This window comes from Bifidobacterium tibiigranuli (genome assembly GCF_009371885.1).
Classification (GTDB): domain Bacteria; phylum Actinomycetota; class Actinomycetes; order Actinomycetales; family Bifidobacteriaceae; genus Bifidobacterium; species Bifidobacterium tibiigranuli.
The window spans coordinates 1-16,573 of record NZ_QLZA01000004.1 but is presented as its reverse complement, the minus strand read 5'-3'; the positions used below and the strand labels follow the sequence as shown (position 1 = coordinate 16,573).

The window sequence follows — 16,573 nt, the reverse complement described above, 5'->3', positions numbered from 1 at the left end:
GTATGATCCAAGGCGAAGCCGACCGGCCAAAAAGAAAATCTGGGACGGCGGGCGAAGCCCGCTCCTCTCGACGGCGGCCGCGGCCGCCGTCGGCACCGGCCCTATTCGGCCGGGGCGCGCGCCGCAAGGCGCTCCGCCTTCGCCCGTCGTCCGGCGAAGTGCCGGCGCGGAGATCCGTCCCCTCGCGGGATGGTCGACGGGTCGGCCTGGGCGCGAGGGCAGGCCGGGGGTCCCGCTGCGGACTCCCGGCCCTTGGACTTGCTCTTATTGCTCGCTGGCCTCGCTCTCCTCCGGCTCCTTCCCGGTCTCCGTCTCGTCTTCCTCGTTCTCCTCTTGCGTTGCCGTCTCTGTCTCTTCTTCGTCCGGCTGTTCTTCCTCGTCCTCTTCGTCGGGTTCGGGTGTGGGGAGGTATGCGCCGTCGAGTCCGTCTTGCTCGGGCTGGCTGATCTGGTAGCCGAGTGTTTCGAGCGCGGCGTACAGGGGCGTGATGGATTGTGTGAGGCCGTCGTCTTGCAGCCAGTCGAGCCAGCTGATGCTGGTCTCGATGCTGGCGTAGGCGAGGGCCAGCGTTTGGCGTTGCGGGTCGAGGCGGGCTATGGTGCGGGCGATGATTGCGCCGGTGCCCTCGTACTCCTCCTCGTCTGTGTTGTTTTCGTCGTCGTTGCGCGGGTCTTGGAGTCCGATGTCTTCGAGGGTCTGGAGGATTTCGCCCGAGTCGCGGCCCCACGCGTCGATGCGGCCGGTGATGAGTCCTTGGATGGCCGTGGCTGCGAGCAGGGCGATTCCTTTGCTCGTGTTGCGCGGCAGGTTTTTGAGTTCGAGCAGGTGCGCGATGTGTGCGCGGCGCAGGGCGAGGCTGGTGACGGCGTGCGCTTTGGCTGGGGCCTGCTCGGCCTCGGCCTGTTCGCGCTGGCGCTGCCGTGCGGCTTCGCGCTCGGCCCGCTCCTGCTTGACTTGCGTGATGTCGTATTGCGCGTACAGGGCGATGCCTTCGCTCCATGTGGGGCGCTTGCCGTCCCACGCGCGCATCCCGATTCGCGTGACGGGCGGCGCGTCCTCGTCTCTCGTTTCGAGCCATTCGGCCTCCTGCTGCTCGAAGGGCTTGCCGGGGGCGAGCAGCGCGAGCTGCGTGCAGCCTTCGGGCGTCTGGTAGTAGCCGCCGCTTGGCTCTTCGAACGTGTATTCGCGCGACTGCTGGTCGAGCAGCGTCTTGGCTGCCGCGTACCAGCGGCGGCGGGCCGCGTGCTCCGTGGCGGTGCTCAGCGTGTAGTCCCAGTCCCGGGTTCCGGCTGTCGCTGCCAATGCCTCCTGCAGGTCGCTCTGGTCGGCGAGTTCCGCGATGGCCTGCCATTGCTCGATGGTGGGCTGGGCCGTGGTCTTGTCTCGCGTGGCTTGGGGTATGGCCGCGATGCTCAGGCGGCGGCGCACGGTCTTCTCGCTGCGCCCGGTGCGCTGGGCGGCCTGCTCGACGCTCACGCCGAGGTCGAGCAGTCCTTGGTACCCGTCGCCTTCCTCAAGAAGGGTCAGGTCGCTTCGCTGGGTGTTCTCCACGAGCATGATTTCGCGCTGCGTGGTCTCGTCCCATTCGCGTATCGCGCAGGGCACGCTGGCTAGTCCGGCTTGTCTGGCGGCGGCGAGCCGCCGGTGGCCGATGACCACGGTGTAGCGGCCGTCGCCGCCCGGCACGACGACGAGGTTCTGCTGGACTCCCTGCTCGGCTATGCTGGCGGCGAGTTCGCTCACGTCGCCTATGTCCTGCCTCGGGTTGGCGGGGTTCGGGTCGATGCTCTCGATATCGATGTCCTGTAGCGTCTGGGTGTTCATGATGATTCCTTTCCTGTGGTTTATTGGTTGTTGCGGTTGGCGAGGTAGGCGGGTTTGATGTCGTGGCTGAGCGCGGTGAGCACGATGGCGGCCAGCGTGGTGTCCGGCTGGACGGCGAGGGCGCGCATCGCCTTCTCCAAGGCGCCGGGCTTCTCGGTCCACCACCGTAGATAGGCGCTCACGGCCAAGGGCTGCGCGGCGTACTCGTTCTCCTCGCTGGCGAGGTCGCGGCGCATGGCGTCGAGGATGTCCAGCGCGGTGTCCACGCGCCGTTGGTCGGGCGCCCACAGGGGGTCGTCGAACGCGGTGCGCAGCGTGCGGTACATGCGTCGCGCCGTGCTGGGCGCGTGCCCGTCGGCGGCTGATGCGAGCATCGCGCCGAAGTGGCATCCGGCGTCCACGGTGCTGAGGATGAGCGCGTCGCGGATGGCAAGGCTTATGCTCATGCCCGCGGTGAGCCGCTGCCGGGTTTCAAGGCTGGTCTGGTCGCGTCCCTCGTTCAGGCTGTCGAGCCATTGGGCGCATGGGGTCGCGCAGTAGGCGCGGTCGGCCTTCTTGACTCCCTGCTCGCGGCGCATGCTGGTGAGCTGGCGTGCGGCTGCTTGGATGGTGGTGGTTGCGGTTGTTGGCTGTGTCATGATGGGGCCTTCCTGCTCGTCTGTGTTGCTGACGGCTCGCATGGCGGCACGGCCGGAAAGCGGAGCGTCAAGTCGAGTGCGGGCGCGCGACACGGGGAGCGAAGGCGCGGGGATTATGCTTTTTTGCAATCCCCGGGCCGGGAGCGAGGCGTGGCGCGCGAACGCTCCGACTTGACGCGCAGCGGGCCGTGCCAGAATGGGAGACGGCAGCAACACCCCACTGGCAGACTCCCGATCCGGCGGCTTTGCCGGCGGGCGGCCTGAGGCCGGCCCGCTGCGACGAAGGAGCGGCGGCCCATATCCCCGCAGACCGGGAGACGAACGAGGCCAGCCTCATCGCCTGCCTGGCTCGTTCTTTTCGCTGGGTCGAACCGTGCCGGTTCGGGCGCGCCGATCCCGCCGGCATCGCCGGGGGCGCGAGGCGCGCCACTGCGCCACCGCAAGGGAAATGGGGAGGGGCCGCCTGTCGGGGGCGGCCCCGGGCCGGTCATATCCGGTCGATGAGGGTAGGACGGTATCCCGCCCACGCGCCATGAGGCGTGTCGACCACCGGCGCCGACTGGTATCCCAGCTGCCTGACCTGGATCCTGGCCCACGGATCAGTGTCCAGGTCGATCTCCTGGTAGGCGATGCCCCGCCTGTCCAGCCGCCTCTTGGTGGCCTTGCACTGCTGGCATCCGTTCTTGGTGTAGATGGTGACGTCCATGGCTCTTCCTTCCGTTTTGCTTTTTTGAACAAGCGCAACGCATCGAAGCGGAGCGTCCGGTCCAGACCGCGCGCGGCGGAGCGCAGTTTCTCCGACGAGCGGGCCTGGACCGGACGCGGAACGGAGATATAGTGCAGCGGCTCAAAAAAAAACAAAACGGAAGGAAAAGCCACGTGCCCACTCGACCCGCAGACAGCATCCCGGCACGGCCCACGCCAGGACGAGAGCCGCCGGACTTCAAGCCGCCGCGCGGATAGGGAACCCCACGAGAGGCGAACGCCCGACGCTCCTGGAATCTGTGAGAGCGCACAGGAACGGCTGCTACGCTTGCCATAGCATCGAAAGCCGGCCAACTAGAGATCGGCCGTGACACGACTGGCGGGGGCTGATGGCGAGGATGCTGCGGCATGGCGGCCCGCGCGCCGACGGGGACAAGGGGGAAATGATTGGACGAATCCATCGGGCAGGCGCGCGAATCGGCGCGCGGCTACCGGTTCGTGGCGTCCCTGAACGGCGCCGCGGCCCTGGCCGGCCGCTGCCTGCGCCACGCCAGAAACATCGCGATAGTCACGCGGCTCGATGGGGGCGTGTGGCCGTTTGACTTTAAAATGGAATTGTCCGCATAAGCAGCGGATGGCTAGGGAACCAACTCAATACTCAATTGAAGATCTCTCTCAGAGCTGTGGATTTCTTCGATTCCAATTACTAAGACATTACGTATACAGTACTTAACATAAGGAACCATAGTTATGCGTAAAAACAGGATTCTAGGCGTTTTCGCCTTAATGGCGGCAGCACTGCTCATTATGCTGGGGGTGGCATCGCCGGCGTCGGCGCTGCCTGTCAATTCATCGTACAAATATATCGGAACGGCCAAAGTCCAGAGTCAGCTTGGTATCAACAATCAGAGGGATTTGGATAATTTCCTTTTGTCCGACACTCCAAAGGAAATTCTCATCGACACTGATACCGGCAACGTCTTGTCCGTAGAGAAGACAGCGCCCGACGTCCAATCTTTTGCTCTGACTCAGAATAACTTCTGCAATGCTCTCATGGTCCGCCTCATCGGATCGAATAAAGTGGAAACCGGATTCTCTGGGAACGGAGTCAAAATAGGCCAGTGGCACAATCAAATCAGATTTGAGACATATGCGATCGATAAGGCCTATGCAGGGTGGACCACTGGTGATGGAGTGATGCGTACGACCCCTACGCTAGGTCCTTGGTCCGTTGCCGTTTTCAACAAGCCTGCGCTGGTGTATACCGTGTCTGCGCAAAGGTACTGATATGATTCTGCCCGACAATGGCGGTGGTTTCACGTGCTCTCCTCTTATGATCTTCTCAATGGACGCTAAACATTAAATACAATATGTCTTGCAATACTACTGAGGGGGTTTCCTGCCCATGTGGGCAGGAAACCCCCTCAGTTTTTGTAAGGTCTAATCGTCTCCGTGCATCAATACCTGCAGCCGTGCAAGCTGCTCGTCGTCTAGTGCGCCCCGCATCCACAGATCGAGAGCGAACCGCTCCAGCCCCCAATTCGAGTCCGATCTGCCGCCTGTAGCGTCGAAGGCGTCGCGCAGCAGCTTGTGGATATCGTCATCGCCAGGCATGAGTCGATCATAGCAATGTGCGCGCAAGCCCTTTAGCCGTCTTACTGCCATTTGCTGTCGAGCTCGCGCAGGCGCTCATCGCGCCACTGGTAGCGGATCGAATCGATGTCGGCCTTGACCTCCCGATAGCGGCGCTCCGCCATCCGGCGCTCATGCGGGCTCAGGGCCGGGTCATCCTTCGCGTCCAAGGCCGCGTCCTTGACCTTCTCGAGCTTGACGCGCACACGGGTCACCAGCTCGTCAGCGTCGTACTTCTCGGTCTGCATGCTGAGCCTGAGCCGGACGTCATCGGGATCGAAACCATACATGCCTCCAGAATAGGCGCAGCCTCTTCGTTGTCCCGCTTCCTGAGCTATGGGCATCAGGCTTGCACCGTTGCATTCGAGGCAAGCGCATCGAGGCGCTGTCCCTCGATGCGCGCGGCAGCGCCGGAGGCATATGGTCGAGCTGATCCAGCTCGGCGGGGCGTGGGGCGGCAGCCCCGCATAGAGCTGATGATTTAAAGAAAAGTCCCGTATAAAACTATTTCAGAGAAGGCAGGGGCTGCCGGCGCGTCTCCGTGCCGGCAGCCCCTGGGAATCAGCATTTTATTCGTTGTGAGATTACGGGAGCTGCAAATCCTGCTGTCCTAGGAATCTGAAACCGCCTTATACATGGCGTGTCAATAGCATGTGAAACACGTAAGGAAATTGGGATTTGACCGTATGACATTAGTGGTTTACAATAATGGTATGAGCATTCGATTCGAGGATTCGTCCAGACGGCACTTCGCGGAGGACCGTCTGGACGAAGCCATGGTGCGGGCCGCGATGGCCAGGCCGGTGTGGGCTGCGCTTCTGGACACATCCGATCCGGGCACTCCTGAGGTGCGCCGTCGGCCGCCAGTCGTGCTGCTAGTGTGCCGACGGCATTCCGGGGCGCTGGATGATGATCTCATCGAGGTGCTGGTGCACAAGGTCGGACCCGACATGGTCGTGTTCCACGTGATGCATTTGAGCGATTTGTGGCGGGGCTACTGGATGGCCCGCCGTTGACCGGAACTATGGGAAAGGACGATGAAATGGGCGACATTGATTACGAGGAACTAATGGCGCGGGCGGAGCGCGGCGCGGCCAGACCGCCGCTGGCCTCTTTCTCGGGCGACGACGCGGCGCGCGTGGTCGAGCTCATGGACGGCGACGCGGACACCTTCTACCGGACGGTGCTCGGCCGCCCCACGCTGGGCGAACAGCGCAGAGGGCGGGAGAGGAGCGTGCAGCGTGCGCTGCGCATGCCCGAATCCCTGGACGACTATGCCTCCAAGGCAGCCAAGCGCGATGGGCTGGACAACTTCAGCGAGTACGTCCGACGCTTGATCGAGCGCGACGCCGTGGCGCACCGCCACGACCTCGCGGCCGCATAAGCAGCGGCCGCCAGACAGCGGACTCCATGGTGCCGCTCACCTCTGGGATTCCTCGCGCTGCTCCGTCATGCCCGGGCGGCCCAGCAGCATGGCGGCCGCCTCCTCGGGGCTGGCGGCGCCGGTCCACGCCATCAGATTCCTGTCGGCGTGCTCCTGCGCGTCCGCTCCCGTGTACTCCACCGCCTGGGAGTCGTCCCAGCGCCACACCTCGTCGTTGCCTGCCATCGTTCCGCTCCTTTCAGCCCTTGTCCCAGAAGTTGCTCTGCTCCGCGTTGACGTGGAACGCGGTCACGAACCCGCCCGGCGCGCTTCCTCCGCGCTTTCCGTTATCGCTCCCGTAGCAGTCCGATCGGCCTTGAGGCAAGCGTATCGAGGCGCTGTCCCTCGATGCGCGCGGCAGCGCCGGAGGCATATGGTCGAGCTGATTCAGCTCGGCGGGGCGTGGGGCGGCAGCCCCGCGTTCCACAGCGAGACAGATAGGGGCTAGTGCCTTGTCCCGGCTTGTTTTCTTTACTTGCCGCGTTCGCGCAAGACCCTCGCTCAGGCCGTCTGCAGGGCTCCGCGCTTCAGCGTCCGCCGAAGTCGATGTCGTGCTCCGGCGGGTGGCTGGGGCGCTCGTCACGCCGGACTCGTCTCTGGGCGTTGTATTCGCGGATGTCTTCGAGCATGGGCGGCTGCAGTCCGCCGCGCGGCTCCTGGGGTCTTCCCGGGTCGCGGGCCTGGGCCGATGCGGTGATGCGGGCGGCGAGCCGAGCGACCTGCGCGTCCTCCGGGTGCGCGCCGACGAATGCTCTGACGTGCCTGACGTCATGATCCCATTGGGCGCGCTGGCTGGGCGGGATCCTATCGAAGCGCTGCCCCTCCCGGATCGCGCTCAGAACGCCGGCGCTGGCATTTCCGCGGTTTTCCAGGGTTACGTCAGCGGCGTAGAGGATATCCCCTGCGCGGTTCGTGATGGTCACATGGTCGATGCCGCCCTTGGCGATCTGCTCCGTGAGGGTCTTCGGCATCTGGCGCACGGCCTCGTCGTGCACGCTGGAGTCGACCCAGCGGCCCCGGCCGTTTCGTTCGGTCTGTTCGATGTAGCGGATCATGGTGCCCATGAGGCTCTGCTCCGGCGGCGTGGCCACGATGACCGCTTCGGCGCGGTAGCCTGCCGTTTTGAATCTGGCGAGGGTGCGCTGCACGGCGTCGGGGTGGCGCATCGTGGTCTCGAGAACGAGGCTATTGCGCCGTTCCTGCAGGGAGTCCATGCCCATCTCGACCCAGCGGCTTGAGGCCTGGGCCGTCACTGCCGGCATGCGCAGCGGGTCTGCGCGCATGACCTGCTTGTAGGCGGGATGGAAGTGTCTGAACTCGTCGCCCTGCAAGGCGTATGCGCCTGCGTGCGCGTCGCTCGCGTCGCTGACCGCGCGCGTCTTCCCTGCGCCTGGCTGCGCGGCCACCAGGACGATGCAGGGTTCCCGTTCCGGTTCATGCAGGGGCATGACCTGGCTTATCTGGCTGTCGTATATCCTCCTGAGCGTCGCGTCGTCGAGGTCGAACGGGCCCATGCTCAGGCCGCCTTCCGCTCGTCCTGCTTCTCGGCGTCCTCGATCATCCTGAGGCGTTCGCCGAACTCGTCGGTCATGGCTTTCACGGCCTCGACGTCGTGCGCGTCGACCTGGCGGGCCTCGTTCATCAGCCCGCGGTCGGCGACGATGAACGCCTCGCGCTCCGCCTCGGTGCCAGCGTGGTTAGCGAGGTCGATGAACTCGCCCCCCAGCCTGGTCGCGCTTTCGCGCATGACGTCGTAGATCATCGGATCGTAGTCGAATCTTTTATCGTTCTGGGCCATGGGTCCTTCCTTCCTGTTGCCACTCATCCTATCCGCAGCCCTCCGTGTCCGGCGTCCGGCTGCGTCACTGCTTGAGGTAGTCCCAGTCGAGCACGTCGTAGTCGAGGCTGGTCCGGTCGGCGAGGACGGAGACGCGCAGCTTGCGCCTGCCGTTCTTCGTCTTCCCGGGGGTGCCGCCGGCCATGACGAAGCTGCCCTTGGCCAGCGGCCTGGAGTCGGAGCGGGCCATGTTCTTGACGTATTCCTTGGTCTTGCCGCGCGCCTCGAGCTCGACGTACTCGGTCGTCCCGTCGCCGTGGTTGACCGCCAGTGTCATCCACACCACCTCGCTGTAGGTGCCGTCCCCGGCTGGGAACCTGCCCAGGCGGGGCGCCGCCGCAAGGTTGCCGGCCACGTATTCGAAGTCTCCGGATTTGAATGCCATGCCCCGCCCCATTCCGATTGGAAAATCAATCAACTGCGTTCTTGCTTACATACTTTATTATATACGCATTTTATTGTTTTCTCAACTTCTTGTGTAATTGTTTTCTTGTTTTCTGGCTCGAATTTATGTCACATCCTCGTCTCCGGAAGCCGGCCGGGCGGGAGTTCTATTGACGCCGCCCTTCCCGTCCGTCGCCGCCGCTGCTACTGGTGGTTCTCCATGTATTCAAGGAGCGCATCCTCGGCGATGTCCTTCATCTTCGTGTCGTGGTCGAGGGCGTACTGCTTGAGCTTCTTCCTGGTGCTCAGCGTGACGCCGAAGCCGACGGTAACGCGCTTCTCCTCTTCCTTTTTCTCCTTGCTGTCGTCTCGGAATATTTCGTTGACGCTGGATGGCTTGCGGCTGGGGGGCTGCATCATGCTGCTCGTCTTTCCTTTCATCGGGCGGTCTCCTTCCGCAGCTCAGCATATGCCTCGGCGTACTCGTAGAGCTTCCTGGGGTTGTGGCCGTTGGTCTTGACGATGTCGGCGCGCTTGCGGATCACGGTCTCGAAGCGGCGGGCCTGCTGCGAGTCGAGGGCGTCGAGCGTGTCCCGGTGCATGGTGGTGTTGGTCTCGGCCCGGGTGACGAGCACGGCGGCGGGCTTCTGGTCGCTGGCCGCGTAGTAGGTCTGCCAGGTCTGGCGCATGTCGAGCGGGGATTCGCTGGTGGGGATGATGACGTAGCCGGCGGCCTCGATGGCCTTGTCGAGCATGATCCCGTTGGGCGGGCAGTCGATGAACCGCCACGTGTCCGGGTCCTCGCGGTCCTGCTTCACGGCCTTGGCGAGGGTGGACAGCTTCGCGGCCACGACCTCGAAGGGCAGCGGGTCGCCCTCCTCCTCGGCCGAGTCGGCCCACACGCTGGCGCTGTCCTGCACATCGGCGTCGAGCACCAGCGCCCGGTCGCCCCGCGTGACCGCGGCCTTGGCGAGATAGATGGCGGTGGTCGTCTTCGTGACCCCGCCCTTCGAGTTGGCTATCGCTACGAGCATCGTCGCCTTCCTTTCGATTGTCTTTGCGATTTCATGTTTAATTATATAGTTAGGAAATTATTTTCACAAGTACTTGCGTAGGTAATTAATCATTTTCTTGTCTGCCTGTGCAAGGGCGGCATGCCCTTCGTCTGCTCCGCCGCGGCCGATCGTTCCTCCCGCTTCAACACGGAAGCCCCGGACAGAGGTAAGATAGCCCCGCAAGGAGACTCTGTACCCCGTTTTTGAACTTGGACGGATGCGAGGGGAGCCAGATGCCTGTGAGGGCTTCCGGCACTATGCGACTAGGAGGTAAGAGATGACCAGCATGGCAGTAAAGATCCGGCGCCGGGAGCATCGCCGTCAGAAGCGGGTCGAGCGCGTGCAGGCCAAGCGATACCGCGAGGAAAGGGAGCGAAGGGAAAGGGCCCAGCTTGAGAGGGCCAACAGACACATAAGCCTTCTGTCGCCCAAAGTTGTCGGATGCCCGGTGATGCGCAGGGTCAAAAGCATCAAGCAGCCATACGGCGGGTATATCCCTTCTCGCACACTCGCTGCGACCGTGCTGGGCGACGGGGATGAAACGCTGAGCCCCGATGGGGACGTATCGGCGATCTTGATTGGCATCGCCGTGGACTACCTGACACGGCTCCTCTCCGGTTCCAGCGCCGAGGAGTCCTTCGACATATCTCTGCGTGGCGCATGGATAGTAGGCGAAGCAGGCTATGCGTCTTCGCTTCTGTCCGAAGTGAGGGGCCTTGATGACGTCTCGGTGAGGAACGCAATCAGGCTGGCAGGCTATGACGTGTGCTTCAGGGCAGGCCCCAGAGGCTATAAGCCTGTCGAGGATATCTGGCCGGATGACGCGACAATCGGCAATGTCCGGACGATGGTGGGCCGCGCTCTCGCCTTCCTGGAGCAGTACGGCCCGAAGACAGTGGACGGATTCACCTTCGAAGGCGGCTACACGGATGTGATAGTGGCTGGCGACGGTGATTTTCTCACCGAGGACACGCTTTGGGATTTCAAGGTGTCGAAGCGCAGGCCGACGAGCCAGCATACGCTGCAATTGCTGGTGTATTGGCGAATGGGCTTGCATTCCGTGCATCCTGAGTTTCAGCCGATCAAGTATCTTGGCATTTTTAACCCGAGGCTGAATACGGCGTATCGGATTCCCGTGGCTGATATTCCGCAGGCTGTGATCGATGAGGTTGAGCAGCAGGTTATCGGATACTGGTAGGCCTTGCGCCCCTCTCATTGCCGAGACCTACAACTCGGACATGGGAAGACCTCCGAACCGTTGGGCTCGGAGGTCTCGCGCACTTCAATGGGGATGGAGTTGGAGCCACCCCGCCGGAATCAGGCCCGATCCCAAAAGTCTTAGCTCGCCGCCTCGATACGGGGTCGGTCGCGGTGCCTTTCATCCAGCGACTTCCACTATAGCCGCTAGTGTGGCACATGTCGAGAACTCCTTTCGCGAGGAGCGATCGGCCGTCCGGCATCAGCCGGGCGACGCGGCCGCGCTTCGCGGCGCGGCCTTCAGGGAAAGGCGCAGTCATGCGCAAGTTGGATGAGGGGCCGCGCAGCGGCCCGACGCTATGGATACTGGCGGCGCTTGCCGTCGTCGTCGCGGCCAAGGCTGACACAGTCACGGCCAACGCCGTCACGCTGGCGATAGCCGGCTGGGCGATGACCTATATCGGAGGCCGCAGCTAGCGGCGCTCTCAGCCGCCCCGGCCGCAAGGCCGGGGCGGTCACCCCCCATTTATGATGCCTCTGCCTCAGACGGGCCGCCTGTCCTTGACCTTGAGCGCTATCGTCCCGAGGCTGGACTGCGGGACGAAGATGTAGCTCTGCGTGGTCGCGGGGCTCTCGTGGCCGAGTAGCTCCTGCACGGCGCGCAGGTCGTAGCCGGACGCCTCGTAGGCGATCCTGCCGTAGCGCCGGCGCAGCGAGTGGGTGGGGTATCCGGTGGCGCGCCTGACGACGCGGTACACGTGGTCGACGCAGCAGTGGCCCGAGTATCGGCCGGGGAACAGCCAGCCGTCGCCCGCCGCGTCGCGTATGTCGTCGGCCAGCTGCGCGCAGATCGGCACGAGCCGCGTCTTGCCGCCCTTGCCGTGTACGACCAGGCCGCTGATCTCCTCGTCCCCGGACTGCGGGTACGCGACGATGTCGGATCCCTTGACCCGGCATATCTCCTCGCGGCGCAGCCCGGCCTCGGCGTCGAGCTGGACCATGAGCCGGGCGTCCGCGTCGTCTGATTCCAGGCCCTTGGCCACGGCCTGCTCGGGCGCGGGCTGGCGGGCCGGCTTGCGGGGCCGCTTGACCGGGGGCAGCGCGTCGACCGGATTCGCTTTCAGTCGTTTCATCCGCAGGCCCCATTTGTAGAACTCGTTGACCGAGGCGCGCCGCCCGGCCTTGGTGCTCGCCTCGATCCGCTCCCCGGTCAGCCAGGCCTGCACGTCGGACGGCTCGACCTCGTCCGGGCCGCGGGTCTGCGTCCTGGCGAAGCAGGTGAGCCGGTACCAGTTGGCCTCGATGGTGTGCTCGGACAGCCCCCGGGCCTGCATGTCCATGACCCATCCGTCCACGTATCCGGCCCACGACTGCGGCGGCTGACGATGACGAGCGTAGAACGTCATGATTCCCTTCTTTCATTATGAAAAATGCCGGCCACAGCCATATGCCGGCATGAAACAACCATAAGAAGGAAACGGGGACAGCGTTCTTCGGGAGGCCACCGCCGTCAGCCGCCCAGACCATGCCTCGAACGCACATGCACTACAATCGAGAACAGGCCGAGCGACACCGCGCGATATCCCAATCCCGAACCCTTAATCAGCGTGTCCGGGGTTCGAATCCCCGCGGGGGCACAGCATATGGCTGAAAACGTTGAGATTTCAACGTTTTCAGCCATTTTTGTTATGCTATCCAGATTCACTGGATTTCCGGATTCAAGCCTTCCCATCTTCTTGTCGTGAATTTGCAAATTGTAGTAGTTAAAAACAAGGGGAAAAACCTTTACAGACAGGGGCTGGCTGGTTTATTCTCGCTCGTATGACGGATTCGTTGCGCACATGCCCTTTGGGGGTCGAGATCGAGATATGCAAGGTCGATCTGACGCTGCGCAATCGCTTTCGCCTCAACGAACTTGGCTTCCGCGCGCATGAGCGCATGCGCGTCATTCAGAAGGCCGGCTTCGGCGGGCGAGTCGTCGCGCACGGCTCGGAACGCATCGCGCTGGACGGCGCTACTGCCAAGCGGATTCTGGTAGAGGTGCGCTGAGCCGTTTTGGAATGCGCATTGGCACTGCATATGTATACGCACAATATGCGGAATACGCGAACGGCTGCGCGCAAGTCGACAATGGCACTAGCACATAGGCATCGCGTCCGTCACGCAGAATGGGAATAGTCGCATGATTCGTGAACCGTTGGAAACCCTTGAGTCCGGGGATGCTTCGATGCTATCGCCACAGTCTGATTTAGCTGGTGCCAACGATACAAATGATGCTTCCGAAGTTTCCGTCGATACGATACATAACGACAACAAGGCCGCTCTCGGCGATGACAATAGCGGCTGCGCGTGCTGCGCGAAACCTGACTCGCATGCTGATTGTGACGACCATGCGGCTCACGCCGACCACACCGACCACATGAGTCACATGGGCATGGAACACGCCGAGCACTCCGAACACTCCGGCGGCCACCATCATCGCCGCGGGCTGGCCGTGCTGCTGCCGTCGCAGCATCATCATATGGGCCACGAAGCACCAAGCGGCAACCCGCGCATCGTGTTCATGGGCAATCCGAATGTAGGCAAATCCACGCTGTTCAACGCCGTGCTGGGCGCGAACGCCACGGTGATGAACGCCCCCGGCACGACGGTGCTCGTGGAATCCGGCGCGCTCAGGCACGGCGAGGCGACTTGGGATTTCATCGATACCCCGGGCACGGCTTCGCTCGACGCGATCAGCCCGGACGAACAGGTCTCCTCCGAGGCCGCGATGGCGCGGAACGGCTACCCGCAGCCCAATGTCATCGTCGCCGTGATGGACGCCACCTCGCCCTCGAAATCGCTGTATCTGCTCAGTCAGCTCATCGACCTCGGCCGGCCGCTCGTGGTCGCAGTGAGTATGCTCGATCTGGCGAAACGTCAAGGTTCGACGCTGGAAATCGACGATTTCGCCGCGCTCGTCCCCGGAGTCCCTTTCATCCAGGTCGATGGCCGAACCGGCAAAGGCAAGACGGAATTGCTGGATGCCATTGATCGGCAGCTTAGTGCGGCGCAGGCAATACAGACAACACAAACGTTGGCACAGCCCGTCCCACCACAACCCGCACAACTCCAACCCATACCACCCGTCACCACCGCCGCAATCCCCGGCCGCGAAGCGACCCAAGACGAGGTCTCAGCGTGGGCGCAGCAGACCTCCGATGAGCGCTTCGCCTGGATCGCGGGCAAGGTCACGGAGCTGAACCGCAAGCAGCCTGCGGTCGACAAACCGACCTTCTCCGACAAGCTCGACCGGCTTCTGCTCCATCCCATCGCCGGCATCGTGATCTTCCTCGCGGCGATGTATGCAGTGTTCGAGGCGACCACGACGCTTGCCGGGCCGCTCATCGACTGGTTCGACGTGACCTTCCGGCAATGGCTGACCGACGGCATCGACTGGGTGTTCACGCTGGTCGCCGGCAAAGAAGCACTCGCGGGCTGGTTCCACGGGCTGATAGTCGACGGGCTGCTCGATGGCTTCGTCACCGTGCTGACCTTCATCCCGCCGATGGGCATCATGTTCATCATCCTCTCGCTGCTGGAAGACTCCGGCTACCTCGCGCGCGCCGCCTTCGTGATGGACAAGGCCATGCGCGCCATCGGCCTCGACGGCCGCGCCTTCCTGCCGCTCGTGGTCGGCTTCGGCTGCAATCTGCCCGCGCTGGCCTCGACCCGCACGCTGCCCGACTCGCGCCAGCGGCTGCTCACCGGCCTGCTCATCCCGTTCACGTCATGCTCGGCGCGCCTGAGCGTCTATATCGTGCTGGCTTACGCATTCTTCGGCCGCTACGCCGGGCTCGCGATATTCCTCATGTACGTCGCGTCCATTGTGATTATTCTCGCGGTCGGCCTCGCGCTGCGCAAAACGCAGTTCCGCGACCTGCACACCCAGCCCTTCGCGATGGGCCTGCCACCCTACCAGATGCCCAAAGTGCTGCAGCTCGGCAAGTCGGTCGCGCTGCGGCTGTGGGCCTTTATCACCGGCGCCAGCTCGATTATCATCACGATGATCGTCATCGTCTGGCTGCTCTCTGCCATGCCCATCAGCGCGGGAGCCGCCGGCAACAACACCTTCGGCCATGTCGACGAGGTCGAGAATTCGCTCTACGGCGCGGTGGCCTCGGGCGTTGCGCCGGTGTTCGAACCCGCCGGATTCAACGACTGGCATGCTTCGGCGGCGCTTATCACCGGATTCGTGGCCAAGGAGGTCGTGGTCGGGTCGATGGCGCAAAGCTACGCAATCCATGATTCGGGCAACGAATCCGAGCAGCAGCAAGGCACTGGCACCTTGGGCCAGGCGGTGCGCGCCAGCTTCGAGCGTTCCAGCGGCGGGCATGCCTCGGCGGCCGCCGCCGCGTTCATGATCTTCGTGCTCGCCTACACGCCGTGTCTGGCGACCATCGCCGAGATACGGCGGCAGTACAGCGGCAAAATCGCCTTGCAATCCGTGGGCATGGGCCTCGTCGTGGCCTATATTCTGGCGATTGCGGTATTCCAGATTGGGCGATTGCTATGAATACTTCGAATGGGTTCAGGCATACCGAAACCACGAAAACAGAACTCACCAAAACAGAGAGAACCCCTGTAAACCGCAAAGACGCCCCGACAATATCGGAAATACCAATCACCGCGCAAGTCGTGCAAGCTCTGGTCTCCGGCAAAACGCCGCGCATGGCGGCCCAGGATTTGGGGCTGCCGCTGGACTTTGTGAACCTCGTCATCGAGCAGGCCCGCATCAGCGGCGACATCGATTTCTTCGAGCTGCGCACGGAGAACTGCACGGCGGGCAGCGCATGCCAGCCCGACCCCGAATCGATGGTATGCGCCAGCTGCCCGATTCTGCCGCCCAGCATCCGCAAGCAGCAGTCGCCGCTGGGCAAGCTGCGGCGAGTCATCTCATCGCACCGGCTTCGCAAAGGTCAACCGGCCAAAGTATAAGGTCAGGTCATTACGCAGCGCTTGGCGCGACGGCAGCGGTGCAGCGCGCAGTACAACAAGGAACTGAGCTTGCCATATGAATGCTCCGACGGCAATTCAGCGTCGGCCAACGGCAACTTCGGCCGGACAACCGCTGTATTCCTCGCGCAACCACTGTATATGCGTTATGTGAGGCGTTAACAGAGTGCTGCGGAGGTCTATCTGCGTTGTGTGAGGCGCTATTTTTCGGAGAGCCGAGTATCGCTGGCCCAGAACCGCCGTTTTCAGCCAGCGATACTCGGGGTGCCAAGGAATTAACGCCTCACACAACGCAGATAGACCTCCGCAAGCATCCAATAACGCCTCACATAAGCGAGATACACGCCACAACGAAGAAAACGAGTTATAGGCCAAAATGTGGTGCTTATGTTTGGGGTTTGGCCTTGTGGGTGTAGGCGTGTCGGGGCGGTATTTTTCCGCGGGGAAAATTAGGGGGCCTGCCGGGTAGTGCCGGACCGGGTGAGGACCCGGTCGAAGAAGGCGAAGCGCTGCCCGCTGTGCGGCGGGCGGATGAGGAAGAACGGCAGGACGGCTGCGGGCGCGCAGCGCTGGAAATGCCCCGAATGCGACGCGGGCATGGTCGCGCCCAGCGTGAACGCCAGGCGGCTGGGGCAGCTGGAGGGCTTCGTCGCCTGGCTGCGCGGCGGGCACAGCCTCGAGGAGCAGGGCCGCTCGTTCCGCCGGCATACGGCATGGTGCTGGCAGGTGGAGCCGCTGATCGACCAGCCGCCATCAAAGCGGCGCGTGCTCATGACGGACGGCACCTACATCGCGCATAATCACTGCCTGCTCGTCCTGATGGACGGCGATACGGGCGAGGTGGCGAAGTGCCGGTGGCGCGCGCGAGACGACCGCCGCCTGC

The 16,573-nt window shown here is 63.3% G+C and carries 24 protein-coding genes; 10 read left to right on the top strand and 14 right to left on the bottom strand.

All coding sequences use genetic code 11. The features are described 5' to 3' along the window. Positions 1–264: 264 nt before the first annotated feature. The 3 genes from DDF78_RS04155 to DDF78_RS04150 all read right to left on the bottom strand — a co-directional run bounded on the left by DDF78_RS04155 (position 265) and on the right by DDF78_RS04150 (position 3,168). Positions 265–1,824, bottom strand: coding sequence for a ParB/RepB/Spo0J family partition protein (locus DDF78_RS04155; RefSeq protein ID WP_024463932.1), 1,560 nt, complete (start codon positions 1,822–1,824; stop codon positions 265–267). Between the two features lie 20 nt (positions 1,825–1,844). Beyond that, positions 1,845–2,462 (bottom strand): hypothetical protein, encoded by a 618-nt coding sequence (locus DDF78_RS11835; protein WP_161787762.1) that lies wholly within the window; start codon positions 2,460–2,462, stop codon positions 1,845–1,847. A 487-nt stretch (positions 2,463–2,949) separates the two neighbouring features. Continuing rightward, positions 2,950–3,168, bottom strand: coding sequence for a glutaredoxin domain-containing protein (locus DDF78_RS04150; RefSeq protein ID WP_033503544.1), 219 nt, complete (start codon positions 3,166–3,168; stop codon positions 2,950–2,952). 446 nt (positions 3,169–3,614) lie between these two features. Here DDF78_RS04150 and DDF78_RS04145 point away from each other — a divergent pair, with 446 nt between their 5' ends. Both DDF78_RS04145 and DDF78_RS04140 read left to right on the top strand, forming a co-directional pair. Then, positions 3,615–3,794 carry a hypothetical protein gene (locus DDF78_RS04145; RefSeq protein ID WP_024463930.1) on the top strand — a complete coding sequence of 60 codons (180 nt, stop codon included), beginning with the start codon at positions 3,615–3,617 and terminating at the stop codon, positions 3,792–3,794. 123 nt (positions 3,795–3,917) lie between these two features. Further along, the gene (locus DDF78_RS04140; RefSeq protein ID WP_024463929.1) at positions 3,918–4,454 is read left to right on the top strand and encodes a hypothetical protein; all 537 of its coding nucleotides are present in this window, start codon (positions 3,918–3,920) and stop codon (positions 4,452–4,454) included. A gap of 153 nt (positions 4,455–4,607) precedes the next feature. Here the strand turns inward: DDF78_RS04140 and DDF78_RS11695 are convergent, their stop codons facing one another. Both DDF78_RS11695 and DDF78_RS04135 read right to left on the bottom strand, forming a co-directional pair. Beyond that, on the bottom strand, positions 4,608–4,781 hold the full coding sequence (locus DDF78_RS11695) for a hypothetical protein (protein ID WP_154677507.1): 174 nt from the start codon (positions 4,779–4,781) through the stop codon (positions 4,608–4,610). 41 nt (positions 4,782–4,822) lie between these two features. Further along, complete coding sequence (locus DDF78_RS04135) at positions 4,823–5,089, bottom strand: hypothetical protein (RefSeq protein WP_024463928.1); 267 nt, start codon at positions 5,087–5,089, stop codon at positions 4,823–4,825. Between the two features lie 423 nt (positions 5,090–5,512). Between DDF78_RS04135 and DDF78_RS04130 the strand changes: the two genes are divergently transcribed. Continuing rightward, positions 5,513–5,815, top strand: a complete 303-nt coding sequence (locus tag DDF78_RS04130) for a hypothetical protein (RefSeq protein WP_024463927.1) — start codon at positions 5,513–5,515, stop codon at positions 5,813–5,815. Between the two features lie 26 nt (positions 5,816–5,841). Continuing rightward, positions 5,842–6,183: a hypothetical protein gene (locus DDF78_RS04125; protein WP_024463926.1), complete on the top strand. Its 342-nt coding sequence runs from the start codon at positions 5,842–5,844 to the stop codon at positions 6,181–6,183. 36 nt (positions 6,184–6,219) lie between these two features. Here DDF78_RS04125 and DDF78_RS04120 read toward each other — a convergent pair whose 3' ends face one another. The 7 genes from DDF78_RS04120 to DDF78_RS04090 form a co-directional block, all read right to left on the bottom strand. Beyond that, a complete protein-coding gene (locus DDF78_RS04120; protein WP_024463925.1) occupies positions 6,220–6,408 on the bottom strand; it encodes a hypothetical protein in 189 nt (62 codons plus the stop codon). A 13-nt stretch (positions 6,409–6,421) separates the two neighbouring features. After that, on the bottom strand, positions 6,422–6,649 hold the full coding sequence (locus DDF78_RS04115) for a hypothetical protein (RefSeq protein WP_024463924.1): 228 nt from the start codon (positions 6,647–6,649) through the stop codon (positions 6,422–6,424). A 100-nt stretch (positions 6,650–6,749) separates the two neighbouring features. Then, positions 6,750–7,736, bottom strand: a complete 987-nt coding sequence (locus DDF78_RS04110) for a zeta toxin family protein (protein WP_152580519.1) — start codon at positions 7,734–7,736, stop codon at positions 6,750–6,752. A 2-nt stretch (positions 7,737–7,738) separates the two neighbouring features. After that, positions 7,739–8,020 (bottom strand): hypothetical protein, encoded by a 282-nt coding sequence (locus DDF78_RS04105; protein ID WP_152580518.1) that lies wholly within the window; start codon positions 8,018–8,020, stop codon positions 7,739–7,741. A gap of 64 nt (positions 8,021–8,084) precedes the next feature. Then, positions 8,085–8,477 carry a hypothetical protein gene (locus DDF78_RS04100; protein WP_152580517.1) on the bottom strand — a complete coding sequence of 131 codons (393 nt, stop codon included), beginning with the start codon at positions 8,475–8,477 and terminating at the stop codon, positions 8,085–8,087. Positions 8,478–8,647: 170 nt separating this feature from the next. Continuing rightward, positions 8,648–8,884 (bottom strand): hypothetical protein, encoded by a 237-nt coding sequence (locus DDF78_RS04095; RefSeq protein WP_024463920.1) that lies wholly within the window; start codon positions 8,882–8,884, stop codon positions 8,648–8,650. Further along, positions 8,881–9,477: an AAA family ATPase gene (locus DDF78_RS04090; RefSeq protein ID WP_024463919.1), complete on the bottom strand. Its 597-nt coding sequence runs from the start codon at positions 9,475–9,477 to the stop codon at positions 8,881–8,883. Before DDF78_RS04090 ends, DDF78_RS04095 begins: the two co-directional genes overlap by 4 nt. A 307-nt stretch (positions 9,478–9,784) precedes the next feature. Between DDF78_RS04090 and DDF78_RS04085 the strand changes: the two genes are divergently transcribed. Next, positions 9,785–10,696: a hypothetical protein gene (locus tag DDF78_RS04085; protein WP_237564542.1), complete on the top strand. Its 912-nt coding sequence runs from the start codon at positions 9,785–9,787 to the stop codon at positions 10,694–10,696. 317 nt (positions 10,697–11,013) lie between these two features. Further along, positions 11,014–11,172 (top strand): hypothetical protein, encoded by a 159-nt coding sequence (locus DDF78_RS11690; protein ID WP_154677506.1) that lies wholly within the window; start codon positions 11,014–11,016, stop codon positions 11,170–11,172. 65 nt (positions 11,173–11,237) lie between these two features. Here DDF78_RS11690 and DDF78_RS04080 read toward each other — a convergent pair whose 3' ends face one another. Then, on the bottom strand, positions 11,238–11,828 hold the full coding sequence (locus DDF78_RS04080; protein WP_237564541.1) for a tyrosine-type recombinase/integrase: 591 nt from the start codon (positions 11,826–11,828) through the stop codon (positions 11,238–11,240). A 688-nt stretch (positions 11,829–12,516) separates the two neighbouring features. Here DDF78_RS04080 and DDF78_RS04075 point away from each other — a divergent pair. Next, a complete protein-coding gene (locus DDF78_RS04075; protein WP_152580516.1) occupies positions 12,517–12,744 on the top strand; it encodes a FeoA family protein in 228 nt (75 codons plus the stop codon). A gap of 199 nt (positions 12,745–12,943) precedes the next feature. On the opposite strand, the gene DDF78_RS04070 is transcribed toward DDF78_RS04075, so the two are convergent. Next, positions 12,944–13,216, bottom strand: a complete 273-nt coding sequence (locus DDF78_RS04070) for a hypothetical protein (protein WP_152580515.1) — start codon at positions 13,214–13,216, stop codon at positions 12,944–12,946. On the opposite strand from DDF78_RS04070, the gene feoB reads away from it, so the two are divergent. The 3 genes from feoB to DDF78_RS04055 all read left to right on the top strand — a co-directional run. After that, positions 13,130–15,250 carry a ferrous iron transport protein B gene (feoB, locus tag DDF78_RS04065; protein WP_415481935.1) on the top strand — a complete coding sequence of 707 codons (2,121 nt, stop codon included), beginning with the start codon at positions 13,130–13,132 and terminating at the stop codon, positions 15,248–15,250. The two genes, DDF78_RS04070 and feoB, sit on opposite strands and share 87 nt — an antisense overlap. Then, positions 15,247–15,672, top strand: coding sequence for a hypothetical protein (locus tag DDF78_RS04060; protein WP_152580513.1), 426 nt, complete (start codon positions 15,247–15,249; stop codon positions 15,670–15,672). Before feoB ends, DDF78_RS04060 begins: the two co-directional genes overlap by 4 nt. A 549-nt stretch (positions 15,673–16,221) precedes the next feature. Then, positions 16,222–16,573: IS1/IS1595 family N-terminal zinc-binding domain-containing protein (locus DDF78_RS04055; RefSeq protein WP_419465473.1), on the top strand; the 352-nt coding region annotated here is incomplete at its 3' end.

Excerpts from the sequence above, each read along its gene's own strand:
- DDF78_RS11690 (WP_154677506.1), top strand. The coding sequence starts at position 11,014 with ATGCGCAAGTTGGATGAGGGGCCGCGCAGCGGCCCGACGCTATGGATA.
- DDF78_RS04095 (WP_024463920.1), bottom strand. The coding sequence starts at position 8,884 with ATGAAAGGAAAGACGAGCAGCATGATGCAGCCCCCCAGCCGCAAGCCA.
- DDF78_RS04155 (WP_024463932.1), bottom strand. The coding sequence starts at position 1,824 with ATGAACACCCAGACGCTACAGGACATCGATATCGAGAGCATCGACCCG.
- DDF78_RS04075 (WP_152580516.1), top strand. The coding sequence starts at position 12,517 with ATGACGGATTCGTTGCGCACATGCCCTTTGGGGGTCGAGATCGAGATA.
- DDF78_RS04110 (WP_152580519.1), bottom strand. The coding sequence starts at position 7,736 with ATGGGCCCGTTCGACCTCGACGACGCGACGCTCAGGAGGATATACGAC.
- DDF78_RS04125 (WP_024463926.1), top strand. The coding sequence starts at position 5,842 with ATGGGCGACATTGATTACGAGGAACTAATGGCGCGGGCGGAGCGCGGC.
- DDF78_RS04070 (WP_152580515.1), bottom strand. The coding sequence starts at position 13,216 with ATGATGATGCTGCGACGGCAGCAGCACGGCCAGCCCGCGGCGATGATG.
- DDF78_RS04085 (WP_237564542.1), top strand. The coding sequence starts at position 9,785 with ATGGCAGTAAAGATCCGGCGCCGGGAGCATCGCCGTCAGAAGCGGGTC.
- DDF78_RS11695 (WP_154677507.1), bottom strand. The coding sequence starts at position 4,781 with ATGCCTGGCGATGACGATATCCACAAGCTGCTGCGCGACGCCTTCGAC.
- feoB (WP_415481935.1), top strand. The coding sequence starts at position 13,130 with ATGGAACACGCCGAGCACTCCGAACACTCCGGCGGCCACCATCATCGC.
- DDF78_RS04105 (WP_152580518.1), bottom strand. The coding sequence starts at position 8,020 with ATGGCCCAGAACGATAAAAGATTCGACTACGATCCGATGATCTACGAC.
- DDF78_RS04150 (WP_033503544.1), bottom strand. The coding sequence starts at position 3,168 with ATGGACGTCACCATCTACACCAAGAACGGATGCCAGCAGTGCAAGGCC.
- DDF78_RS04120 (WP_024463925.1), bottom strand. The coding sequence starts at position 6,408 with ATGGCAGGCAACGACGAGGTGTGGCGCTGGGACGACTCCCAGGCGGTG.
- DDF78_RS04080 (WP_237564541.1), bottom strand. The coding sequence starts at position 11,828 with ATGAAACGACTGAAAGCGAATCCGGTCGACGCGCTGCCCCCGGTCAAG.
- DDF78_RS04140 (WP_024463929.1), top strand. The coding sequence starts at position 3,918 with ATGCGTAAAAACAGGATTCTAGGCGTTTTCGCCTTAATGGCGGCAGCA.
- DDF78_RS04135 (WP_024463928.1), bottom strand. The coding sequence starts at position 5,089 with ATGTATGGTTTCGATCCCGATGACGTCCGGCTCAGGCTCAGCATGCAG.
- DDF78_RS04090 (WP_024463919.1), bottom strand. The coding sequence starts at position 9,477 with ATGCTCGTAGCGATAGCCAACTCGAAGGGCGGGGTCACGAAGACGACC.
- DDF78_RS04130 (WP_024463927.1), top strand. The coding sequence starts at position 5,513 with ATGAGCATTCGATTCGAGGATTCGTCCAGACGGCACTTCGCGGAGGAC.
- DDF78_RS04060 (WP_152580513.1), top strand. The coding sequence starts at position 15,247 with ATGAATACTTCGAATGGGTTCAGGCATACCGAAACCACGAAAACAGAA.
- DDF78_RS11835 (WP_161787762.1), bottom strand. The coding sequence starts at position 2,462 with ATGACACAGCCAACAACCGCAACCACCACCATCCAAGCAGCCGCACGC.